The 22,063-nt window shown below is 74.5% G+C and carries 17 protein-coding genes; 8 read left to right on the top strand and 9 right to left on the bottom strand.

Going from position 1 to position 22,063, the window contains the following annotated elements; genetic code table 11:
* Positions 1–4 precede the first annotated feature (4 nt).
* Both AC2EAQ_RS09585 and AC2EAQ_RS09580 read left to right on the top strand, forming a co-directional pair.
* Positions 5–1,216 (top strand): efflux RND transporter periplasmic adaptor subunit, encoded by a 1,212-nt coding sequence (locus AC2EAQ_RS09585; protein ID WP_484642645.1) that lies wholly within the window; start codon positions 5–7, stop codon positions 1,214–1,216.
* On the top strand, positions 1,213–1,839 hold the full coding sequence (locus AC2EAQ_RS09580) for a YitT family protein (RefSeq protein WP_484642643.1): 627 nt from the start codon (positions 1,213–1,215) through the stop codon (positions 1,837–1,839). Before AC2EAQ_RS09585 ends, AC2EAQ_RS09580 begins: the two co-directional genes overlap by 4 nt.
* On the opposite strand, the gene petA is transcribed toward AC2EAQ_RS09580, so the two are convergent.
* Genes petA through AC2EAQ_RS09555 form a run of 5 tightly spaced genes read right to left on the bottom strand, consistent with a single transcriptional unit; the run spans position 1,836 to position 7,588 of the window.
* Positions 1,836–2,450: a ubiquinol-cytochrome c reductase iron-sulfur subunit gene (petA, locus tag AC2EAQ_RS09575; protein WP_484642641.1), complete on the bottom strand. Its 615-nt coding sequence runs from the start codon at positions 2,448–2,450 to the stop codon at positions 1,836–1,838. The two genes, AC2EAQ_RS09580 and petA, sit on opposite strands and share 4 nt — an antisense overlap.
* A 45-nt stretch (positions 2,451–2,495) precedes the next feature.
* A complete protein-coding gene (trxC, locus tag AC2EAQ_RS09570; RefSeq protein WP_484642639.1) occupies positions 2,496–2,945 on the bottom strand; it encodes a thioredoxin TrxC in 450 nt (149 codons plus the stop codon).
* Between the two features lie 10 nt (positions 2,946–2,955).
* Positions 2,956–3,165 carry a YgaP family membrane protein gene (locus tag AC2EAQ_RS09565; RefSeq protein WP_484642637.1) on the bottom strand — a complete coding sequence of 70 codons (210 nt, stop codon included), beginning with the start codon at positions 3,163–3,165 and terminating at the stop codon, positions 2,956–2,958.
* Positions 3,166–3,186: 21 nt separating this feature from the next.
* Positions 3,187–6,396: an efflux RND transporter permease subunit gene (locus tag AC2EAQ_RS09560; protein ID WP_484642793.1), complete on the bottom strand. Its 3,210-nt coding sequence runs from the start codon at positions 6,394–6,396 to the stop codon at positions 3,187–3,189.
* A 55-nt stretch (positions 6,397–6,451) separates the two neighbouring features.
* Positions 6,452–7,588: an efflux RND transporter periplasmic adaptor subunit gene (locus tag AC2EAQ_RS09555; RefSeq protein ID WP_484642635.1), complete on the bottom strand. Its 1,137-nt coding sequence runs from the start codon at positions 7,586–7,588 to the stop codon at positions 6,452–6,454.
* Positions 7,589–7,680: 92 nt separating this feature from the next.
* Between AC2EAQ_RS09555 and AC2EAQ_RS09550 the strand changes: the two genes are divergently transcribed.
* A complete protein-coding gene (locus AC2EAQ_RS09550) occupies positions 7,681–8,220 on the top strand; it encodes an ArsR/SmtB family transcription factor (RefSeq protein ID WP_484642633.1) in 540 nt (179 codons plus the stop codon).
* 18 nt (positions 8,221–8,238) lie between these two features.
* Here the strand turns inward: AC2EAQ_RS09550 and AC2EAQ_RS09545 are convergent, their stop codons facing one another.
* The 4 genes from AC2EAQ_RS09545 to AC2EAQ_RS09530 form a co-directional block, all read right to left on the bottom strand.
* Positions 8,239–11,493: an ATP-binding protein gene (locus AC2EAQ_RS09545; RefSeq protein WP_484642631.1), complete on the bottom strand. Its 3,255-nt coding sequence runs from the start codon at positions 11,491–11,493 to the stop codon at positions 8,239–8,241.
* Between the two features lie 22 nt (positions 11,494–11,515).
* On the bottom strand, positions 11,516–12,913 hold the full coding sequence (locus AC2EAQ_RS09540; protein WP_484642627.1) for a hypothetical protein: 1,398 nt from the start codon (positions 12,911–12,913) through the stop codon (positions 11,516–11,518).
* 111 nt (positions 12,914–13,024) lie between these two features.
* Positions 13,025–14,905, bottom strand: a complete 1,881-nt coding sequence (locus tag AC2EAQ_RS09535) for an acyl CoA:acetate/3-ketoacid CoA transferase (RefSeq protein ID WP_484642625.1) — start codon at positions 14,903–14,905, stop codon at positions 13,025–13,027.
* Between the two features lie 3 nt (positions 14,906–14,908).
* The gene (locus AC2EAQ_RS09530; protein ID WP_484642624.1) at positions 14,909–15,379 is read right to left on the bottom strand and encodes a RidA family protein; all 471 of its coding nucleotides are present in this window, start codon (positions 15,377–15,379) and stop codon (positions 14,909–14,911) included.
* Positions 15,380–15,516: 137 nt separating this feature from the next.
* On the opposite strand from AC2EAQ_RS09530, the gene AC2EAQ_RS09525 reads away from it, so the two are divergent.
* The 5 genes from AC2EAQ_RS09525 to AC2EAQ_RS09505 all read left to right on the top strand — a co-directional run bounded on the left by AC2EAQ_RS09525 (position 15,517) and on the right by AC2EAQ_RS09505 (position 22,031).
* Positions 15,517–16,725 (top strand): NAD(P)H-dependent flavin oxidoreductase, encoded by a 1,209-nt coding sequence (locus AC2EAQ_RS09525; RefSeq protein ID WP_484642622.1) that lies wholly within the window; start codon positions 15,517–15,519, stop codon positions 16,723–16,725.
* A 228-nt stretch (positions 16,726–16,953) separates the two neighbouring features.
* Entirely contained in the window at positions 16,954–17,325 is a 372-nt protein-coding gene (locus tag AC2EAQ_RS09520; RefSeq protein ID WP_484642620.1) for a YbaN family protein, read from the top strand.
* Between the two features lie 49 nt (positions 17,326–17,374).
* A complete protein-coding gene (locus tag AC2EAQ_RS09515; protein WP_484642618.1) occupies positions 17,375–20,251 on the top strand; it encodes an adenosylcobalamin-dependent ribonucleoside-diphosphate reductase in 2,877 nt (958 codons plus the stop codon).
* 221 nt (positions 20,252–20,472) lie between these two features.
* Positions 20,473–20,721 (top strand): DUF2249 domain-containing protein, encoded by a 249-nt coding sequence (locus AC2EAQ_RS09510; RefSeq protein ID WP_484642615.1) that lies wholly within the window; start codon positions 20,473–20,475, stop codon positions 20,719–20,721.
* A complete protein-coding gene (locus AC2EAQ_RS09505) occupies positions 20,718–22,031 on the top strand; it encodes an NnrS family protein (RefSeq protein ID WP_484642613.1) in 1,314 nt (437 codons plus the stop codon). The genes AC2EAQ_RS09510 and AC2EAQ_RS09505 overlap by 4 nt, the downstream gene beginning before the upstream one ends.
* Positions 22,032–22,063 lie beyond the last annotated feature (32 nt).

Below are 22,063 nucleotides of genomic sequence, written 5' to 3'. Positions count from 1 at the left end.
CGACATGACCCCCCGCAACCGCTGGCTCGCCGCCGGCTTCGTCGTGGCCACCGTGGCCGTGCTGGGCTGGGCCTTCGCACCGCGGCCGGTGCCGGTGGAACTGGCCACCGCCACCACCGGCCGCTTCGAGGCCACCGTGGACGAGGACGCCCGCACGCGCCTGGCCGACCGCTACGTGGTGTCGGCCCCGCTGTCGGGCCGCCTGGCGCGCGCCGTGCTGCGCGAAGGCGACGCCGTGGCCGCGGGCGCCGTGGTCGCCGAACTGACGCCGGTGCTGTCGCCGCTGCTGGACGAGCGCAGCACACGCGAGGCGCAGGCCCGTGTCGAGGGCGCACAGGCCCAGGTGGCGCGCGCTGGCGCGCGCATCGACCGCGCCCGCGTGGCGGTGGAGCAGGCGCGCATCGAGCTGCGCCGCAGCGAGCAGCTCGCGCGCGACGGCTTCATCGCGCCGACCAAGCTCGACAGCGACCGCCTGTCGCTGCAGGCCGCACAGAAGGAAAGCGACGCCGCCGAGCAGGAGCGGCACGTGGCGCAGCACGACCTGGAGCAGGCGCGTGCCGCGCTCGGTGTGGTGCGCCAGGGCGGCACGGCGCCGGGCGGGCGCGGCTTCGCGGTGCGTTCGCCGGTGGCCGGCCAGGTGCTGCGCGTGCTGCAGACCAGCGAGGCGGTGGTGGCGCAGGGCACGCCGCTGGTGGAAGTGGGCGACCTGTCGCGGCTGGAGGTCCTGGCGCAGCTGCTCACCACGGACGCGCTGCGCACGCCGGCCGGCACGCCGGTGCGCATCGAGCGCTGGGGCGGCAGCGGCACGCTCGACGGCCGCGTGCGCCGCGTCGAGCCGGCGGCCTTCACCAAGGTGTCGGCGCTGGGCGTGGAGGAGCAGCGCGTCAACGTGCTGATCGACCTGACCAGCCCGCGCGAGCAGTGGCGCGCGCTGGGCGACGGCTTTCGCGTCGGCGTGCGGCTGATCGTCACCGCGCGCGACGACGCGCTGATGGTGCCGGCCAGCGCGGTGTTCCCGGTGCCCGGGGGCGACGGGCGCGCGATGGCGGTGTTCACGGTGGACGGCGGGCGTGCGCACCAGACGCCCGTCAAGCTCGGCGGCCGCAACGGCGCCAGCGCCTGGGTCACCGAGGGCCTGGCGGCGGGTGCGCGCGTGATCGTCTACCCGCCGGCCGCGGTGGCCGACGGTGTGCGCGTCGCGGAGCGGCGGCCATGAGCCTGGCCGCGCCACCGCCGGGCGGCATCGGCGTCGGGCACAGCCCGCTGGAGGACGTACTGGCGCTGGTGACCGGCGCGCTGTTCGTGTCCTTCGGCGTCGTGCTGTACCGCGAGGCCGGGCTGCTGACCGGTGGCACCGCCGGGCTCGCCTTCCTGGCGCACTATGCCGGCGGCGGGCCGTTCGGCCTGTGGTTCCTGGTGCTGAACCTGCCCTTCTTCGCGTTCGCCGCGCGCCGCATGGGGCCCGAGTTCGCGCTCAAGACGCTGGTCGCCATCGTGCTGGTGTCGGCCCTGTCGGCGCTGCATCCGGCGCTGCTGCACCTGCGCGACGTGCATCCGCTGTACGCGGCGGTGATGGGCGGCCTGGTCATGGGCGCGGGCATGCTGATGCTGCTGCGCCACCGCGCCAGCCTCGGCGGGCTCAACATCCTGGCGCTGCATGCGCAGGAGCGCTGGGGCCTCAACGCCGGCCGGGTGCAGATGGCGATGGACCTCGCCATCCTCGGGTCGTCCTGGTTCGTCGTCGGGCCGCAGGCGCTGTGGGCGTCGGCCGCCGGCGCGGTGGCGATGAACCTGGTGCTCGCGCTGAACCACCGGCCCGGGCGATACGTCGGCTTCTAGGCGGCGTCCTCGCCGATCACGATCCGCGTGGCGCTGGCGTAGCGGTGCGGCGGCACTTCGAGGTTGGTCGGCGCCGGCACGTTGCGGTAGACCCGGCCTGCGCCGTCGAAGGTGGAGCCGTGGCAGGGGCAGAAGAATCCACCCGGCCAGTCCTGCGGCAGGCTCGGATTGGCGCTGCCTTCGGGCACGGCTGTGGGCGAGCAGCCCAGGTGCGTGCAGATGCCGATCGCGACGAACACGTCGGGCCGGATCGCGCGCGCGGCGTTGGCGGCATAGGCGGGCTGTTGCGGCGCCTTCGACGTCGGGTCCACCAGCCCCGCATCGTGGCCCTGCAGCGCGGCCAGCATCTGCGCCGTGCGCCGGACGATCCACACCGGTTTGCCGCGCCACTCCACGGTGCGCATCTCGCCGGGCGCCAGGTCGGCGATGTCCACCTCCACCGGGCCACCGGCCGCGCGGGCGCGTTCGCTGGGCGCCAGGCTCGACACGAAGGGCACCGACGTGGCCAGCACCGCGGCGCCGCCGGCCGCGCCGGTGGCGGCCAGCCAGCGGCGACGGTCAGCGTCGTCGGCCAGTGGGGTGACGGGGGCAACGGGCAGCGTGGTGTTCATGGCGGAGTCCTCGGAAAGTGACAGTGGTCGATGGTTCGCTGTGCGTCAGGGCGCGCGGCGGCCTGCATCCGGCCCGGCCAGGCTGGCCTGCACCCACCGCACCAGGTCGCCGGCGGACACGGCGCCGCTGCGCCGGGCCACTTCGCGGCCACCCTGGAACAGCACCAGCGTCGGGATGCTGCGGATGCTGTGGGCGCGGCTGGCCTGCGGGCTGGCGTCGGTGTCCAGCTTGGCAAAGCGCACCTGCGGCAGCCGCTGGGCAGCGGCCTCGAAGTGCGGCGCCATCGTGCGGCAGGGTCCGCACCAGGCCGCCCAGAAGTCCACCAGCACCGGCAGCTCGCTGCGGCCCACGAAGGTGGGCAGCACCGCGTCGTCGAGCGCCACGGGATGCGGGTCCATCAGCTCGGTGCTGCAGCGGCCGCACACCGGGTGATGGCCCAGGCGCTCCTCGGGCACGCGGTTGACGCTGGCGCACTTGGGGCACACCAGGTGCATGGCGCGCCCCTCAGTGGCCGGGCTGGATGCCCAGCCGGCGCAGGATCGACTCCATCAGGCACCAGCGCGTCAGGCCGCTCTGCAGCAGGTTGGCGCCGACGAAGGCGGTGAACGCCAGCCACCAGGTGCTGACGTAGACCGGGCTGCCGGGCACGCCGAGGGCGAGCGAGACGAGGATGAAGGTGCCGGCGACGACGCGCACGATCTGCCAGGTGGTCATGGAGCTTCTCCTTGCGGGGTTTCAGGACTCAGGTGAGGGCGCCAGCAGCGCCTGCAAGCGGTGCCGGTAGGCCACGTAGTACAGGATCGGGATCACCACCAGCGTCAGCAGCGTCGAGACGAGGATGCCGAACACCAGCGAGATCGCCAGCCCGTTGAAGATGGGGTCGTCGAGGATGAAGAACGCGCCGAGCATCGCGGCCAGGGCGGTGAGCAGGATCGGCTGCGCGCGCGTCACGGCGGCGTGCACCACCGCGCGCTCGAAGGTCGCGCCCTCGCGCAGCTGCAGGTTGATGGTGTCCACCAGCAGGATCGAGTTGCGCACGATGATGCCGGCCAGCGCGATCATTCCGATCATGCTGGTGGCGGTGAACGGCGCGCCCAGCAGCGCGTGGCCCGGCATGACGCCGATCACGGTGAGCGGGATCGGCGCCATGATCACCAGCGGCGTCAGGTACGAGCCGAACTGCGCCACCACCAGCAGGTAGATCAGCACCAGACCCACCGCATAGGCCGCGCCCATGTCGCGGAAGGTCTCGTAGGTGATCTGCCACTCGCCGTCCCACTTGACCGCGTAGCCGCGCAGCGTGTCTTCGGGCTGCTCGATGAAGCGCTCGCCGAGCGTGCCGCCGCCGGGCGTGGCGATCTTCGCGATCTCGCCGCGCATGCCGAACATCGCGTACAGCGGGCTGTCGACCTTGCCGGCGGCGTCGCCCACCACGTACACCACGGGCAGCAGGTCCTTGTGGTGGATCGGCTGCTCGCGCACGGTGTCGGTCACGCGCACCAGCTCGCGCAGCGGCACCAGCTTGCCGGCCGCCGTGCGCACCGTCAGCGCGAGCAGGGCGTCGAGATCGCCGTGGCGCTCGGCCGGCAGCTGGATCACCGTGGGTGCCGGGTACTTGCTCTGGTCGTGCAGCCAGGTGGCGGCCTCGCCCGCCAGACCGGCGCGCAGCGTGGACACGACGGCCTGCTGCGGCACGCCCAGCAGTGCGGCCTTGCGCCGCTCCACCACCAGCAGCAGCTTCGGCGCGGCGGCGATCGTCGAGTCGTCGGCGTCGACCACGCCCTCGGTGCGCTCGAACACCGTGCGCACCGCGCGCGCCACCTGCGTGCGGCCCTCGGCGTCGGGGCCGTAGACCTCGGCCACGATCGGCGCGAGCACCGGCGGGCCGGGCGGCACCTCCACCACCTTGACGTTGGCGCCGTGGCGCCGACCGATGGCGTGCAGCGCCGGGCGCACGCGGGTGGCGATGGCGTGGCTCTGTTCCTTGCGGTGCGCCTTGTCCACCAGGTTGACCTGCAGGTCGCCCACCTCGCCGCCGCTGCGCAGGTCGTACTGGCGCACCAGGCCGTTGAAGTTGATCGGCGCGGCCGTGCCGGCATAGGCCTGCACATGGGTCACCTCGGGCAGCGCGCTCAGGTGCGCGCCCAGCTCGTGCAGCACCGCGGCCGTGCGCTCCACCGGCGTGCCGGCGGGCATGTCCACCACCACCTGGAACTCCGACTTGTTGTCGAAGGGCAGCATCTTCAGCAGCACCAGGCCCACGGCCGGCAGCGCCACCGACAGTGCGATCGCCCCCCCCACCGCCACGCCGAGCCAGCGCCGGTGGCGCGCGCCCGTGCGCGCGTCGAGCAGCGGCGCGAAGGCGCGCTCGAACCAGGGCGCCAGGCGCGCGGCCAGGCCGTGCGGCGCGGCGTCGGGCGCGGTGCCTTCGGGCAGCGCCTTCATCCACAACCGCGCCAGCCACGGCGTCACCACGAAGGCGATCGCCAGCGACAGCAGCATGCCCATCGACGCGTTGATCGGGATCGGCGCCATGTACGGCCCCATCAGCCCGCTGACGAAGGCCATCGGCAGCAGCGCTGCGATCACGGTCAGCGTGGCCAGGATGGTGGGCCCGCCCACCTCGTCCACCGCGCGCGGAATCAGCCGTGCCAGCGGCACGCCGGGTTCCAGCGCCATGTGGCGGTGGATGTTCTCCACCACGACGATCGCGTCGTCGACCAGGATGCCGATCGAGAAGATCAGCGCGAACAGCGACACGCGGTTGAGCGTGAAGCCCCAGGCCCAGGACGCGAACAGCGTGACGGTGAGCGTGAGCACGACCGCGCTGCCGACGATGGCGGCCTCGCGCCGGCCGAGCGCGAAGAACACCAGCACCACCACCGACGCGGTGGCGAACATCAGCTTCTGGATCAGCTTGGTGGCCTTGTCGTCGGCGGTGGCGCCGTAGTTGCGCGTGACCACCACCTTGACGTCGGCCGGCACCACGGTGTTGTGCAGCGTGTCCATGCGCGCCAGCAGCGCGTCGGCGACGCGGATCGCGTTCTCGCCCGGCTTCTTGGTGATGGCGATCGTCACGGCGGGGAACTCGCGCCCCTGTTGCGCATGCCACACGTAGCGGCCCGCCACCAGGGGCCCGTCCACCACCTGCGCCACGTCGCCCAGGAACACCGGCTTGCCGCCCTGCACGCCCACCACCAGCTCGGCCACCTCGCGCGCGTCGCGCAGGAACGGGCCGGCCTCCACCGCCACGGCACGGTCGCCGCCGAGCAGTTCGCCCACCGGCAAGCCCTGGTTGGCCGACTGCAGCGCCTGGCGCAGGTCGGCCACGGTGATGCCGGCGCCGGCCATGCGGGCCGGGTCGATCTCCACCCGCACGCCGCGGCCGGGGCCGCCGATCGTGCGCACCTCGCGCGTGCCCGGCACGCGCTTGAGCTCGGCTTCCAGGCTGTGCGCCACGCGCTCCAGGTCGAACGCGCCGGTGTCGTCGCGCGTGCCGTGCAGCGTGAGCGCAACGATGGGCACGTCGTCGATGCCCTTGGGCTTGACGATCGGCGCGCCCACGCCCAGGCCGGCCGGCAGCCAGTCGGCGTTGGACTGCACCGTGTCGTGCAGACGCACCAGCGCCTCGGTGCGCGGCACGCCCACCTTGAACTGCACGGTGACGATCGCCACGCCGGGGCGCGACACCGACATCACGTGCTCGACGCCGGCCATCTGCGCCAGCACCTGCTCGGCGGGGCCGGCGACCATCTGCTCGACGTCCTTCGCGCTGGCCCCGGGGAACGGGATCATCACGTTGGCCATCGTCACGTTGATCTGCGGTTCCTCCTCGCGCGGCGTGACCATCGCCGCGAACACGCCCAGCAGCAGGCCCACCAGCGCCAGCAGCGGCGTGATGCGGGCGTGCTGGAAGTACGCCGCGATGCGGCCCGACACGCCCATCGGCGCAGCCGGTGTGGAGGCAGGGGTCGGCACGGGGGCGCTCACCGCGTGCTCCTCAGCGCGAGCGCGCGGCCGCGGCCTGCGCGTCGACGGCCACCCGCTCGCCCGCGGCGACGCCGCTCAGCACTTCCACCTCGCCGCCCTGCGTGCGGCCCAGCCGCACCTGGCGCAGCAGGGGCCGGCCTTCGGCGTCCGGCACGTAGACGCCGGCCATCTCGGCGCGGCGCACCACGGCACTGGCGGGCACCCAGACCGCGCTGCCGCGTGCCGTGCCGTCGCCCGGCAGCCACAGGCGCGCGAACTGCCCCGGCACCACGCCGGCCAGCCCCGGCGCGAGCTCGGCGCGCACCGTCACCGTGTGGGTGGCGGCGTCGGCGGCGGGCAGCACCTGCACCGCGCGCGGCGTGAGCAGGCGCTCGGCCGCGGGCAGCGCCGGCAGCTCCACGCGCACCGGCGACGCCGCGGGCGGCGCGGCCGATGCCTTGGCCTGCGGGGCCCCCGCGCCGGGTGATGCCGGCAACTGCGCCAGCGCCGTCTGCGGCACCGCGGCCGCCACGCGCAGGGCCTGCGGGTCGTACAGCGTCAGCAGCGGGCGGCCCGGCAGCGCCATGTCGCCCAGCGTGACCGACACCTCGGACACCACGCCGGCATAGGGCGCGCGAACGACGTGCAGCCCGCTCATCGTGCGCGCCGCACCGGCCTGCGCCGCCTGGGCCTGGGCCTGAGCCAGCGCGGCCTGGTACTCGGCGCGCGCGCGGTCCAGTGCCGCGGCGCTGATGAAGCGCTGCGCGTGCAGCTGCTGCTGGCGCTCGTACTCCTTGGTGGCCACCTCCTGCGCGGCCTGGGCCGCGCGCACCTGCGCGTCGCTGGCCAGGCTGGCCTGGTCGGCCGCGCGGGCGTCGATGCGCAGCAGCAGCTGACCGGCGCGCACGCGGTCGCCGGCCTTCACGTCCAGCTGCACCACCGCGCCGCTGACCTGCGCGGCGATGGCGGTCTGGCGCAGCGCCTCGACCACGCCGTCGAAGGGCAGCGTGCCGGTGCCGGCCGAGGCACGGGCGGGCACGGTGGCCAGCGGCGCCGTCGCCGCCGGGGCGGGCGCGGCGGCGGCGGGCAGCGCCAGCGCGCACAGCAGGGCACCGAGAGCGGCGCGGTGCCGGGCGCTGGGGGCGGTGGGGGCGAGCGGGGCGGTCATGCGGGTTCCTCGTGGTTCTGGTGGGGCCGCCAGTGGCTGGACAGGCGCCCGTCTTGACGCTATTATTTGCGCAATCACGCAAAAATGCAAGTATGAAGGACCTCGGCACTGCGCAGGCTGCTTCGGCGTCGGGCATGATGGCGGCGCCGCCCACGCCCGCCACGCCCCACTGCCCGCGCATGGAGAACCTCACCCCGGAAGCCCTGACCCAGGTCGCGGCCTACTTCCAGGCCCTGTCGGAGCCGGCGCGCCTGCGCCTGCTGAACCTGCTGCGCACGCAGCGCCACAGCGTCGGCGAGCTGGCCGACGCCACCGGCTACAGCCCGGCCAACGTGTCGCGCCACCTGGCGCTGCTGGCGCAGCACGGCGTGCTGGCGCGCGAGACCCAGGGCACGAGCGTGTACTACACCATCGCCGACCCGGCGATCTACGAGCTGTGCAACCTGGTCTGCGACAACCTGGCACGGCGCTTCGAGCGCACCGCGGCGCAGCGCGAGGCGTTCGTGCCGGCGCGGGCGACGGCCGGCGCGGCCAAGCGCTCCGCGACCGGCTCGGCGAAGGGCGTCGCGAAGGGCGTCGCGAAGAGCGCCGCCAAGCCCTCCACTCGCGCCGGCGCGACGCGGGCGCGCTGAGGGCCGGGCACGCCGGCTTCAGTGCTGGCGCGAGCGGGCCGCGGAGAGCAGGTCGCGATTGACGGCGTTGCGGTGCAGGAAGCTGTCCAGGAACGCCGCCGGCACCTGGGGCAGCGCCACCGAGCGCAGCCACTGCTCGGCGCAGCGTCGAGCGCCATCGGCGTCCTCGGCGAGCCCGCCTGCCAGCAGCGCACTGGCGGCCACCCACCAGGCCTCGGCCCGGTACATCGAGTCCGGCGCGCAGCCCTGGTCGAACAGGTCGAGCACGCGGCGCGCTGCGGCGCAGGCGTCGTCGGTGCGTCCGAGGGCCAGTGCCGCGCGGGCCACGTGCACCTGCAGCCCCATCAGCGCACCCAGTCTTTCGGTGGTGCGCAGCGCGTCGGCCAGCGCGGGCGCCTCGCCCAGCACCTGCGCGGGGGCCTGGTGGCGCAGGGCCCGCACGCGCAGCATCGGGCCGCGCTGGGGGTCCGCCGCGGCACGCTCCAGGGCGTCGGTCAGCAGGCCGGGCGGTGCCGGCTCGTCGAGCGCACGGCTGAGGTCCAGCTTCAGCAGACGCCGGTCGGCCTGAAGCCACGCCGGCAAGCCGTCGGGCTCGTCGCGCAGCAGCGGCACGGCGCGCGCGTGCTGGCCCAGGTCGAGCCACAGGCGCGCCAGCACCATGCGTGCGGCCTGGGCCCAGAACACGGCGCCGGTGCGCTCGAAGTCGTGCACCAGGGCTTCCAGCTCGGGCAGTGCGGACGCGAACAGCCCCGACTCGGCCTCGTCGCGGGCCACCACCAGGCGGCCGATCGGTGCCGAGTCCGCGTCCTCGCCGGACGCCACGGCCAGCGCCTGACCTTCGCGCGACATCGCCAGCGCGCGGTCGAACTGCCCGGCCTGGCGCAGCGTGACCGCGCAATTCTTCAGCAGCTGGCCCTCGGCCCAGCGCAGGCCGGCGCGGCGCGACGCGGCCAGTGCGGTGTCATACGCCGCCACCGCCTCGCCGAGCCGCCCGACGTGGCCGAGCACGCTGCCCCAGTCGCCGTGCCACAGCATGCGCAGGTCGTCGTCGGGCTGGGCGTCGACCCAGCTGCGCAGCGGCGCCAACAGCGCCACGGCCTCGGCCGCCCGCCCCAGGCGCGCCAGCGCGGTGGCCAGGTGGCAGGCCACACGCACCATCGAGGCCCGGGCGTCGAGCCGGCGCGCCAGCGACATCGCTTCCTGCCCCACGGCGACCGCCTCGTCGAGCTCGCCGCGCTCGGTGTGCATGCCGCACAGCTCGGTGCGTGCGCGCAGGCGCTGCAGGTCGGTGCGTGCCGCGGCCTCGAGCGCGTGCGTCTCCTGCATCGCCAGTTCGCCCAGATCGGCGCCGCGCAGGGCGCGCACGCGGTCGCACAGCGCATCGAAGCGGGCGTCGTCGAGGCCGGCGTCGGCGAACGCGTCGGCGGCGTGGCGGTACAGCTCGGCCTCCTCCGCCACGCGGGCGGCCTGCTCGGCGCGCCTGGCCGCGGCCACGAACAGCCGGCCCGCCTCGGCCGGCATGCCGCCGTGGCGCCAGTGCCAGCCCAGGCGCGCCGGCTCGACACCCTGAGCCGCCAGCCATTGCGCGCACTGCACATGCACCCGACGCGCCACCACCGGCGGCACGCTGCGCAGCGCGGCGTCGGCCACGAGGTCGTGCGCGAACGCCTCGTCGCGCAGCACCTGCGCGTCCTGCAGTTCCTGCCAGGCGCTGGCCAGTTGCACCGCGCGCTGGCCGGTGGCCGCCTCGGCCAGCTCGATCGAGAAGTCCACGCCGGCGATGGCCGCCACGCGCGCCAGCGTCAGCGCGGGCTCCGACAGCCGTTGCAGCCGCCGCTCGATCAGCGCGTCCACGTGGGCCGGGCGCGGCAGCTCGCCGCGCGCGAAGCTGCCGTCCTGCAGGCCCTGCGCCAGCGTCTCGAGCAGGTACAGCGGGTTGCCGCCGGTGTGGCGCACCAGCGCCGGGGCCAGCGCGGCGCCTTGCATGCCGGGCAGCGCGAGGGCGTCGACCAGCGTCGCGGTGGCCGCCTCGTCCATCGGCGACAGGGACACCACGTCCAGCCGGTGCAACTCGACGAGGCCGTCGCGCAGGGCCAGCGCTGCGGGCGGGGACTCGGTGGGCCGCGTCGCGAACAGCCAGCGCAGCGGTGGCTGGGCTCGCGCGGCCAGCGCGGCCACGAGATCGAGCGTGGCCGCATCGGCGAAGTGCAGGTCGTCGAGCACCGCGCAGGACACGCCGCAGCGGCCCAGCAGCGCCGACACCGCCTGGTCGAGACTGCCGCGCAGCAGGGCCGCGCCGGCCGGCACGCCGGGCCGCAGCAGGGCCAGTGCGTGGCGCTCCGACTCGTCGTGCGCATCGTGGTCCGCCGCGCCGAGCAAGGGCGCCAGCCAGCGCGCGAGCGTGGCATACGGTGCGCCTGCGTCGCCTGGGCGCCCTGCGCCGTACAGGGCCCCGGCCGGCGCGAGTTCGGCCAGCAGACGGCTCTTGCCGAGGCCGGCCTCGCCTTCGAGCAGCACGGCGCGGCCCTGCGCCAGCGCCGCGCGCACGGCGCCCAGTTCGACGTCGCGGCCCGCCAGCACCGGAGGCCGCTTGAGGACAGCGGGCAGGGCCGAGGGCGCCGTGCGTCCGGGGGCCACGCGTTGCTGCTGCAGCGCGTCGGCCAGCGCGGCCGTGGCCGCCGACGGCGCGCGACCGTGCTCGGCTTGCAGGTACCGCGTCAGACGGTCATGGGCCGCCAGGCCGGCCGCCGCGTCCCCGCGCAGGTAGTGCACCCGCATCAGGGCCTGCCAGGCGTCCTCGCCGGCGCCGGGCTGCCGTGTCGCGTCCTCGGCCACCGTCAGCGCGGTGTCGAGGTCGCCGCCGGCCTCGGCCGCGCCGAGGGCCTGCTGCCAGCGGGCGCGCTGCGCGCCGGCCAGGGCCTCGCGCTGCGCCGCCAGCCAGGCACCGAACTCGTCGTCGCCCGCTGCGTGGCCGGTGAGCAGTTCGCCCTCGGCGGGCGCCAGCGTGACACCGGGCGCCAGTGCGAGGCGCTCCTGGCCGGCCACCAGCGGCTGGTCGAACTGCTGCCGGAACCGCACCAGCTGCTGGCGCAGGTTGCGCCGCGGGTCGCCCGAGTCCGGCCACAGCCAGACCGCCACGCGCTCGCGGGCGATGCCCGGCGCCAGGGCCGCGAGCGCGCACAGCGCAGCGGCACGGCGCTCGAGCACAACCTCGCGTCCGTCGGCGGTCACGACACGCGCGGTGCCGTGCAGGTGCAGCGTCAGCGGGGCCATCGGGCCGATGTTCGCATCCTCCTCAGGGCAGGCGGACGCGCACCAGCGTCTGGTCGGCGGTGAGCAGCAGGTCGCGCTCGCCGATGGCCCACACGCCGCGCGCGTTGCGCAGCACCGGGTTGGCGCCGAGCTGCAGCGCGCCGGCGCTGCCGCTGGTGCCCGCCACCGTGGTGACCTCGCCCGACGCGGAGACACGGCGCACCGTGTCGCCCGCGGCGCTGACCACGAACACCGTGCCGGCGGCCGTGACCGTCAACCACGCCGGGCTGGACAGCCGGGCCGCGGCGCCGGTGGCATCGACATGGCCCGCCACGCCGGCACTGCCGGCCAGCGTGACGAGGTCGCCCGCCGGCGACAGGCGGCGGATCAGGTGGTTGAACTGGTCGGCCACGTACAGGTTGCCGGCGCCGTCGAACGCCAGTCCGGACGGCCCGGACAGGCGTGCTGCGGTGCCGTTGCCGTCGACGCTGCCCTGGACGCCCGGCAAGCCGGCCACCGTGGTCACCACGCCCGCCGGCGTGATGCGCCGGATGACGTGGTTGCCCCAGTCGGACACGTACACGTTGTCCGAGGCGTCGATCGCCAGGCCGTTCGGGTTCGAGAAGCGGGCGGCCGCCCCGGTGCCGTTGGCGCTGCCCGGCGTGCCGGGGCTGCCGGCGAAGGTGGTCACCGTGCCGTTGGGTGCGATGCGGCGCACGACATGGTTGTCCCAGTCCGACACGAACACGTTGCCGGCGCTGTCGAAGGCCAGGCCGCCGTTGCCGTTGAACGACGCTGCGGTGCCCACGCCGTCGGCGTAGCCGAAGCTGCCGGAACCGGCCAGCGTGGACACCACGCCGGCGGTGGACACCAGGCGCACCGCACTGTTGCCGAAGTCGCCGACGGCGATGCGGCCGTCGCTGGCGCGGGTCAGGTAGTTGGGGGTGTTGAACCGGGCCGCGGCGCCAGGGCCGTCGACGTTGCCGATGGTGCCGGCGCTTCCGGCCATCAGGTCCGCGCGCGTCTGCACCACCCGCAGCTGCGCCGCGCCGCTGGTGGCGCTGCCGGCGGTGTTGGTGGCGACCGCGGCGAAGGCGACGCCGACGCAGTCGGCCGTCACGTTGCTCAGCGTCAGCGTGCCGGCACCGGTGACATGGTCGAAGCGGCACAGGCCCTGCGTGTGCGTGCCGCTGGCCGGCAGGGCCGTGGCGTCGACGGTCCAGCTGATGGTGGGGGCCGGCGTGCCGCTGGCGGCGGCGGTGAACACGATGGAACCGGACGCGAAGTCCTGATTGGCGGGCTGCTGCGTGATCGCCGGCGCCACGGTGGCCGGCGCGGGCGGGACCGGGTCGTCCGCGTCGCCGCCGCAGGCCGCCAGGGCGGTCAGTGCGGCCAGGGTGATGGGCGAGGCAAGTCGTGCAAGGGCAGGGAAGCGGCGCATGGGCGTCTCCGTTGAGAGGGTGCGCCCGTTGTAGGAATCAGGGCGTCACGCGAGCGTCACGCGCCGCGTGGCGCCGGCCCCACGATCGTGGGGGCGGTGTCGGCGTGCCGGCTAGGCGCCGTCGTCCGCGTCGAGCGCGCGGGCCACCTTCATGCGCTTGAACGCTCCCGACGCATAGCGCGTCACATGGGCGTAGTGGCGCTGCTTCAGATCGTGCGCCATCGCGGCATAGGCGTCCTCCAGCCCCGGCGCGACCTGGAAGCCGTCGTAGTTGACGACGACGTCCACCCGGTGCCCGATGCCGCGGCACAGCGCGTCCACCGCGGCGCGGATGGCGTCGATGTCGGCCGCCTGCCGCACCTGCAGGTGGCGGAAGTTCAGGAACAGCGTGTCGCGCTGCGCGTCGTAGTGCAGGCGGCGCGGCAGGTCGGGGTCGAGCAGGCGGTGCCGCAGGCCCATCGGCGCGTCGCGGAACAGCGCGTCGTCCATCGGCCGCGGCGTGCCGTCCACGCGCGGCGCGAAGCCCATGCGGTCGAGCACGTCGCGCCGCACGTCGATGCCCGGTGCCACCTCGGCCAGCGTCAGGCCCCCGGCGCCGAGCTCGAACACGCAGCGCTCGGTGACGTAGAGCACGCGCTGGCCGCGCGCGGCGGCCTGGCGTCCGGCGAACGTCACCTGCTGCACCTGCGCGCCGAACTTGAAGGAACGGCCCTCGCGCACGATGGACAGTCGCCCGTCGGCGGCCTTCACCTCCAGCCCGCCGGCGCTGAAGGTGCCGGCGAACACCACCGTGCGCGCGTTCTGCGAGATGTTGATGAAGCCGCCCGCGCCGGCCAGCCGCGTGCCGAAGCGGCTCACGTTCACGTTGCCGTGCGCGTCGCACTCGGCCATGCCCAGCACCGCGAGGTCCAGGCCGCCGCCGTCGTAGAAGTCGAACTGCTGGTTCTGGTCGATCACCGCCTCGACGTTGACGCCGGCCCCGAAGTCCAGCCCGCCGGCGGGCACGCCGCCGACGATGCCCGGCTCGGCGGTGAGCGTGATCAGGTCGGTGACGCGCTCCTCGTTGGCCACCGCCGCCACGCCCTCGGGCATGCCGATGCCCAGGTTGACCACGCCGTCCACCGGCAGCTCGAGCGCGCAGCGGCGCGCGATCACCTTGCGCTCGTCCAGCGCCAGCGCAGGCAGCGAATCGAGCGGCACCTGGATCTCGGCCGCGAACGCGGGCGAGTAGGCGGTGGCATAGGTCTGGCGGTGATGCTCCGCGTCGGCCACCACCACCGCGTCCACCAGCGTGCCGGGCACGCGCACCTGGCGCGGATGCAGCGAGCCGGCGCGCGCGATGCGCTCCACCTGCGCGATCACCACGCCGCCGGAGTTGTGCGCGGCCATCGCCATCGCCAGGTTGTCCAGCGTCAGCGCCTCGCGCTCCATCGTGATGTTGCCGTGCGTGTCGGCGGTGGTGCCGCGGATGAAGGCCACGTCGATCGGGAACGCCTTGTAGAACAGCCATTCCTGGCCGTCGAGTTCCATCACGCGCACGAGGTCCTCGGTGGTGGCGGCGTTGAGCTTGCCACCCTGCAACCGCGGGTCGACGAAGGTGCCCAGGCCCACGCGCGACAGGTGCCCCGGCTTGCCGGCGGCGATGTCGCGGTACAGGTGCGAGATCACGCCCTGCGGCAGGTTGTAGGCCTCGATCCGGTTGGCCACCGCCAGCGCACCCACCTTCGGGATCAGTCCCCAGTGCCCGCCGACCACGCGGCGCAGCAGCCCGTCCTGGCCGAGCCGGTTCAGGCCGCGGTCGCCGCCGTCGCCCTGGCCGGCGGCGAACACCAGCGACAGCCCGCGCGGCTCGCCCGACGCCGCGAAGCGCCGCGCCAGCGCTGCCAGCAGCTCGTCGGGCGTGCCGATGCCGACGAAGCCCGACGTGGCCAGCGTGTCGCCCGGCTGCACCAGGGCGGCGGCCTCGTCGGCGGTGATGATCTTGTGGCGCATGCGTCAGCCGCTGGCGGCGACCAGGTCGAGTTCGACGGTGGCGTTCTTCGGTAGTTGGTACACGCCGATCGACGTGCGGGCATGCGCGCCCGCGGGCCCCAGCACCTGCACCAGCAGGTCCGACGCGGCGTCGGCCACCTCGCTCTGCTGCGTGAAGGTCTCGGTGCACTGCGTGTACACGTTGACCTTGATCACCGAGCGGACCGCTTCCAGGCTGCCCAGCTCGCGCTGCAGCAGCGCCAGCGCACGCAGGGCGCAGATGCGGGCGGCATGGCGTGCCTGCTCCAGCGTGACGTCGGCCCCGGCGCGGCCGGTCACCACCACCTGCGTGCCCACCCGGGGCACCTGCCCGCTGACGTGCAGCAGATGGCCGTCGCGCGCGACGCCGATGTAGTTGCCGCCGAGACGGATCTCGCCGTCGAAGCTGCAGCCCAGGGCCCGTGCGGCGTCGGCGAAGGCGTTGTCTCGTGACATGGGGTTTCGGGGGCGATCCCGGGTCGGCCTTGCGGTGCGCACAGGGTACACCGTGGCTGCTTGATGCAGGTCAAGGCCCGGCAGGGGGGCGCTGGCTACCTTGCCGGGTCCCCCGACAACCCTTGGCGGCCCTTCCGATGCTCGACCACCTCGATCCCGCGCTGCAGCCCCTGTGGCAGCGCAGCGGCCTGGCGCCGCTCGTCATCCGCGGGCGCGCGCTGCTGCCGGTGGTGCAGGGCGGCATGGGCGTGGGCGTGTCGGCGCACCGGCTGGCGGGCAGCGTGGCCGCGCAGGGCGCGGTGGGCACCTTGTCGGCGATCGACCTGCGCCGCCACCACCCGGACCTGATGGCGCGCAGCGCCGAGCACGGCACCGGCCCCGGCGCCAAGGAGGCGATCAACGAGGCCAACCGCGAGGCGCTGCAGCGCGAGATCGCCGCGGCGCGCACGCTGGCGGCGGGGCGCGGCCTGCTGGCCGTGAACGTGATGCGAGCGGTGGACGACTACACCGCGCTGGTGCGCACGTCGCTCGAGGCCGGCATCGACGCCGTGGTGGTGGGTGCCGGCCTGCCGCTGGACCTGCCCGACCTGGCGCGCGAGCATCCGCAGGTGGCCCTGGTGCCGATCCTGTCCGACGCGCGCGGCATCGCGCTGGTGGTGAAGAAGTGGGAGCGCAAGCAGCGCGTGCCCGACGCCATCGTGATCGAGCATCCGCGCTGGGCCGGTGGGCACCTCGGCGCCGCCAAGATCGAGGACCTTTCCGACACCCGCTTCGACTTCGAGCGCGTGCTGCCCGAGGCGATCGCCTTCCTGCGCGGCGCCGGCATCGAGCGCGACGTGCCGCTGATCGTGGCCGGCGGCATCCGCACCTTCGAGGACATCGCCCGCGTGCAGTCGCAGGGCGCGGCCGCGGTGCAGCTGGGCACGCCCTTCGTGGCCACCGAGGAATGCGACGCGCACGACAACTTCAAGCGCGTGCTGGCCGGCGCGCGCGACGAGGACGTGGTGGAGTTCACCAGCGTGGCCGGCCTGCCGGCGCGCGCGGTGAAGACACGCTGGCTGACCAACTACCTCGACGCGCTGCCACGCCTGCAGGCCGCGGTGCACAAGAAGGCGCGCTGCACGCTGGCCTTCGACTGCCTGGCGCAGTGCGGCCTGCGCGACGGCCTGCCGGGCTGGGGCCAGTTCTGCATCGACCAGCGCCTGGCTTCCGCGCTGCGCGGCGAAACGGACAAGGGCCTGTTCTTCCGCGGCGCCGGCGCGCTGCCCTTCGGCGAGCGCATCGCCACGGTGCGCGCGCTGATCGAGCGCCTGCTCACTCCCGGCATGGCCCTCGGCGCGGCCTAAAGCCGCTGGCAGACCCTGCTGCCGTCGAGTCCTTGGCCGAGCGCTGGCGCGTCGCCGTGATCTATGCTGAAGTGTCCACCGCGGCACGCGGCCGGCGGCCTGCCCGGGCCCGCGCGGCCACGCCCCGACGCCATGCACCGCCCTTCCTTCGCCCCACGCTCCTGCCCCACCGCGCCCGCCCGGCGGCGCGGTGCCTGACATGGGGCGGCGCCATGGACCGGAGCGCCTGTGCTGACGCGCCTGGCGGCCCTGGTGCTGTGGCGCACGCTGGCGCTGGTGTGCGTGGCGCTCGGCGTGGTGGGGCTGTTCCTGCCCGTGCTGCCGACCACGCCGTTCTTGCTGGTGGCGGCCTGGGCCGCGGGCCGCGGCTGGCCGCAGTTCGAGGCCTGGCTGCTGGTGCATCCGCACCTGGGTCCGCCGATCCGGCGCTGGCGCGACCACCGCGCGGTGCCGCGGCGCGCCAAGTGGGCGGCGAGCTTCACCATGGCGGCCAGCGTCGGCCTGATCGCCGTGTCGTCCGCGCCCCAGCCCGTGAAGTGGCTGGTGCCGCTGTTCCTGCTGGCCGTGGCGCTGTGGTTGTGGCGCCGGCCGGAAATCTGACCCCGCGGGCGCGGCCGTGCCGCGCCCGCCCTCCTCGAAAGACATCGCCATGAAGACGAAGACCTCCGCGCCGCGCGTTGCGGCGCTGCCGGCGCAACCCATCAGTGCCGAGGTACTGCGCGACAAGTACGCCAAGGACAGCGAAACCACCATCGACGACGTGCTGCGCCGCGTGGCGCGCGCGCTGGCGCAGGCCGAGCCCGAGGCGCTGCGCACCCACTGGCAGGAGCGCTTCCTGCAGGCGCTGCAGGGCGGCTTCATCCCGGCCGGGCGCATCCAGTCGGCGGCCGGCACCGAGCTGGCCGCCACGCTGATCAATTGCTTCGTGCAGCCGGTGGGCGATTCCATCCGCCACGACGAGGACGGCCACCCTGGCATTTACACCGCGCTGGCCGAGGCCGCCGAGACCATGCGCCGCGGCGGCGGCGTGGGCTACGACTTCTCGCGCATCCGGCCCGCCGGCGCGTGGGTGGCGGCCACGCGCAGCAACGCGTCCGGCCCGGTGAGCTACATGCGCGTGTTCGACCGCTCCTGCGAGACGGTGGAATCCGCCGGCTCGCGGCGCGGCGCGCAGATGGGCGTGCTGCGCTGCGACCACCCGGACATCGAGGCCTTCATCCACGCCAAGGACCAGGGCGACCTGGCCAACTTCAACATCTCGGTGGGCGTGACCGACGCGTTCATGCAGGCGGTGCGCGATGGCACCGACGTGGAACTGGTGCACCGCGCCGAGCCCGGCCCGGCGGTCAAGGCGGCCGGCGCCTGGCAGCGCGACGACGGGCTGTGGGTCTACCGCAAGCTGCCGGCGCGCGCGCTGTGGGACCAGGTCATGCGGTCCACCTACGACCACGCCGAGCCCGGCGTGCTGTTCCTCGACGCGATCAACCGCGACAACAACCTCGCCTACTGCGAGACCATCACCGCCACCAACCCCTGCGCCGAGCAGCCGCTGCCGGCCTACGGCTGCTGCTGCCTCGGCTCGATCGACCTCACCCGCTTCGTGCAGCGGCCGTTCGAGGCCGACGCCGCGTTCGACGAGGCGGGCTTTGCCGCGCTGGTGCGGGTGGCCGTGCGCATGCTGGACAACGTGCTCGACGTGTCGCTGTGGCCGCTGCCGGCGCAGCGCGACGAGGCCATGTCCAAGCGCCGTGTGGGCCTGGGCTTCACCGGCCTGGGCGACGCGCTGGTGATGCTGGGCCTGCGCTACGACACCGAGCCGGCGCGCGCGATGGCCGCCCGCATCGCCGCGGCGATGCGCGACGCCGCCTACGACGCGTCGGTGGACCTGGCCGCCGAGCGCGGCGCGTTCCCGCTGTTCAACGCCGACCTGTACCTGGCCGGCGGCCGCTTCGCGTCGCGCCTGCCCGCGGCGCTGAAGGAGCGCATCCGCACGCACGGCATCCGCAACTCGCACCTGCTGTCGATCGCGCCCACCGGCACCATCAGCCTGGCCTTCGCCGACAACGCCAGCAACGGCATCGAGCCCGCGTTCAGCTGGACCTACACCCGCAAGAAGCGCGACCCGGACGGCCGCCTCGTGGAGCACGCGGTGGAGGACCACGCCTGGCGTCTGTACCGCCATCTCAAGGGCGCGGACGCGCCGCTGACCGACGCCTTCGTCACCGCGCTGGAGATGAGCGCGCAGGCACATGCGCAGATGGTGGCCGCGGTGGCGCCGTGCATCGACACGTCGATCAGCAAGACGGTGAACGTGCCGGCCGACTACCCCTATGCCGACTTCGAGCAGCTCTACCAGCAGGCCTGGTCGCTGGGCCTCAAGGGCCTGGCCACCTACCGGCCCAACGCGGTGATCGGCAGCGTGCTGTCCACCCAGCCGGCGCCGCTGCAGGTGGCCGCGGGCGACGCCAACCGGCGCCTGGCCATCGAGGCGCCGCGCACGCCGGTGCTGGCGTCGCTGCGCTGGCCGGGCCGGCCCGACCTGCCCGCCGGCAACGCGGCGTGGAGCTTCATGATCCGCCATCCGCACGGCGAGTTCGCGCTCTTCGTGGGCGAGGTGGCCGGCGTGGGCGAGGGCGCGGAGGCGGGCGCGAGGCCGCAGCCCTTCGAGGTGTGGGTCAACGGCGCCGAGCAGCCGCGCGGCCTGGGCGCGCTGGCCAAGACGCTGTCGATGGACCTGCGCGCCGCCGATCCGGCGTGGCTGGAGCTCAAGCTCGACGCGCTGGCCACCGTGGCCGAGGAGCGGCCGTTCGACATGCCGTTCCCGCCGCACGGCGAGCGGCGCCTGTTCCCCGGCGTGGTGGCCGCCACCGCGGCCGTGGTGCGCTGGCGCTGCGAGCAGCTCGGCGCGCTGCCGCCGCCGTCAGGCGCCGCCACGCCGGTGATGGACGCGCTGTTCGCGCGCGACGAGCCGCACACCGACACCTCGGGCACCCTGGCCTGGGCGGTGGACGTGGACAACCCCGCCAGCGGAGAGCACTTCACCGTGCTGCTGAAGGAGGTGACGCTGCCCGGCCCCGACGGCGTGCCCATCACGCGGCCCTGCGCACTGTCGCTGTCGGGCAACTACCCGCGCGCGCTCGACGGCCTGGCGCGCCTGCTGTCGCTGGACATGCGCGTGATCGACCCGGCGTGGATCGGCATGAAGCTGCGCAAGCTGCTCAACTATGCCGAGCCGCTGGGCCACTTCATGGCTTTCGTGCCGGGCCAGCGTCGCCAGCAGACCTGGCCCTCCACCGTGGCCTACCTGGCGCGGCTGGTGATCCACCGCTACGCCATGCTCGGCGTGCTGGACGAGGACGGCTTCCCGCTGCGCGAGATGGGCGTGCTGGCCGTGCCCGACAAGGGCCGCGACACGCCGCGCCCGCAGGCCGGCCGGCCCTGCCCCGAGTGCGGCAACGCGACGCTGATCCACAAGGACGGCTGCGACTTCTGCACCGCGTGCGGGTATGTGGGGCAGTGCGGGTGAGGTTGGCGGCGGTGCGTTGATGCGCCCTGTGTGGCGCACGAGCGTGCCCAATGCAGAGCGGCGATTTGTCGAGCCTCGCACCGGCAGGGTCGCGTGGCCACCGGGCTGGCGAGCATCGACGCGGACTTGCGCGGAAATCCTTGCACCGGGTCAAGGCGGCGCGGCGCGCCGCGCCGCACAGTGGTCACGCATGAAACCCAGCGCACGGCCCGCCAGTCCTCGTGAACGCCTCCCTGCAGCAGCTTGACGTCAGGCAGGTTCCGTTCTGGCGGCGCCTGGACGCGGTGCTGGCAGCCTGCGACCGGCTCGAGGCCGGGGAAGCGCTGGAACTGCTCGTGGACATCGACCCATCGCCCCTGCACAGCTATCTCGACGCCACTCGCCAGCCGGCCTTCGCCTGGGAAGTGCTCGAAGGCGGCCCGGACACCTGGCGCGTCAGGTTGTATCGCACGGGCTCCGAGGCTGCATGATGCGTCGCAGCGCCCGCGTCATCTCGATCGCACCCGCGTCCACGCCGGACGCCGTGGCGCCGCAGCAGACGGCGCCATGGCGCGCCGCGCGTCTTCTCGACGCGCCGCATCGGCTGGCGTTCTTCGCCGCCGCAGTGAACATGACCGCGCTGGCCGTGTGGTGGCTGCTGGCCCTGGTGGCGCGCTACGCAGGGTGGCCCGTGCCCTGGGCGGTGCCGCCCGGTGCCGCCCATGCGCTGGCCCTGTCGATGGGCTTCATGCCACTGTTCATCGTCGGCTTCGCGTTCACTGCCGGGCCGCGCTGGCTCGGCCTGCCGGCGGTGGCCGCCGGCGCATTGCTGCGACCCGTGCTTGCGATGGTGGCGGGGTGGGCGGTGGCCCTGGTCGGATTTCACGCGTCGGCCGCGCTGGCCGGAGCGGGGGTGCTGTGCGCAGCGCTGGGCTGGCTGGCCGTGATGGGGCGCTTCGCGCGCATGGTGGCGGCAAGCGGCGCACCCGACCGGATGCATGCGCGCGGCGTGCTGGTGGCCGGCATCGTCGGCGCGGTGGCCATGCTGCTGGGTGCTGTGGCCGTGGTGTTCGCGCAGGTCGACCTTGCGCGTGTGGCGGCCCTGGCCGCGATCTGGTGGTTCCTGGCGCCGACCTTCACCGTGGTGGCCCACCGCATGCTGCCGTTCTTCACTGCCGGCGTGCTGCCCGAGCGGCCCCCGTGGCGGCCGGACTGGGAGCTGCATGCCCTGCTGGCCACGTTGGTGGCCGCCGGCGCGGGCGATCTGGCGTCGCTGGTGTCCTGGGCTGAGCCTCGGATGCTGCACGGCGCGGTGGCCGCGCTGACCGCGCCGGGCGCCGCGCTTGCGCTGTGGCTTGCCCTGCGCTGGGGCCTGTGGCCGGCGCGGCGCCAGGGACTGCTGGCGATGCTGCACTGGGGCTTTGCCTGGCTCGGCGTGGCACTGACGCTGCTGGCCGCGTCGCACGGCCTGGCGGCCTGGCGCGGCGGCTTCCCGCCGCTGGGCCTGGCGCCGCTGCACGCACTGACCCTGGGCTATCTGGGCGCTACGCTGGTGGCGATGATCACACGCGTGTCGGCTGGGCACAGCGGCCGGCCCGTGGCCGCCGACGCCATCGCGTGGCGCCTGTACTTCGCGCTGCAGGCGGCGGCGCTGCTGCGCGCGGCCGCCGCGGTGTGGGTCGGGCTGCCCACTGCGGTGCTGTTGCTGGCGGCTGGGCTGTGGGCGGTGGCCGGTGCTGGTTGGGCCTGGCGCTATGGCGGCTGGCTGGGCCGACCCCGGGCCGACGGTCGGCCCGGATAGCGCCTGGACGTCACGCCGCCCCAGGGCCTCAA

Source organism: Aquabacterium sp. T101 (genome assembly GCF_057219775.1).
The sequence above is the reverse complement of the archived record's forward strand: the minus strand, read 5'-3'. Positions and strand labels throughout refer to the sequence as shown.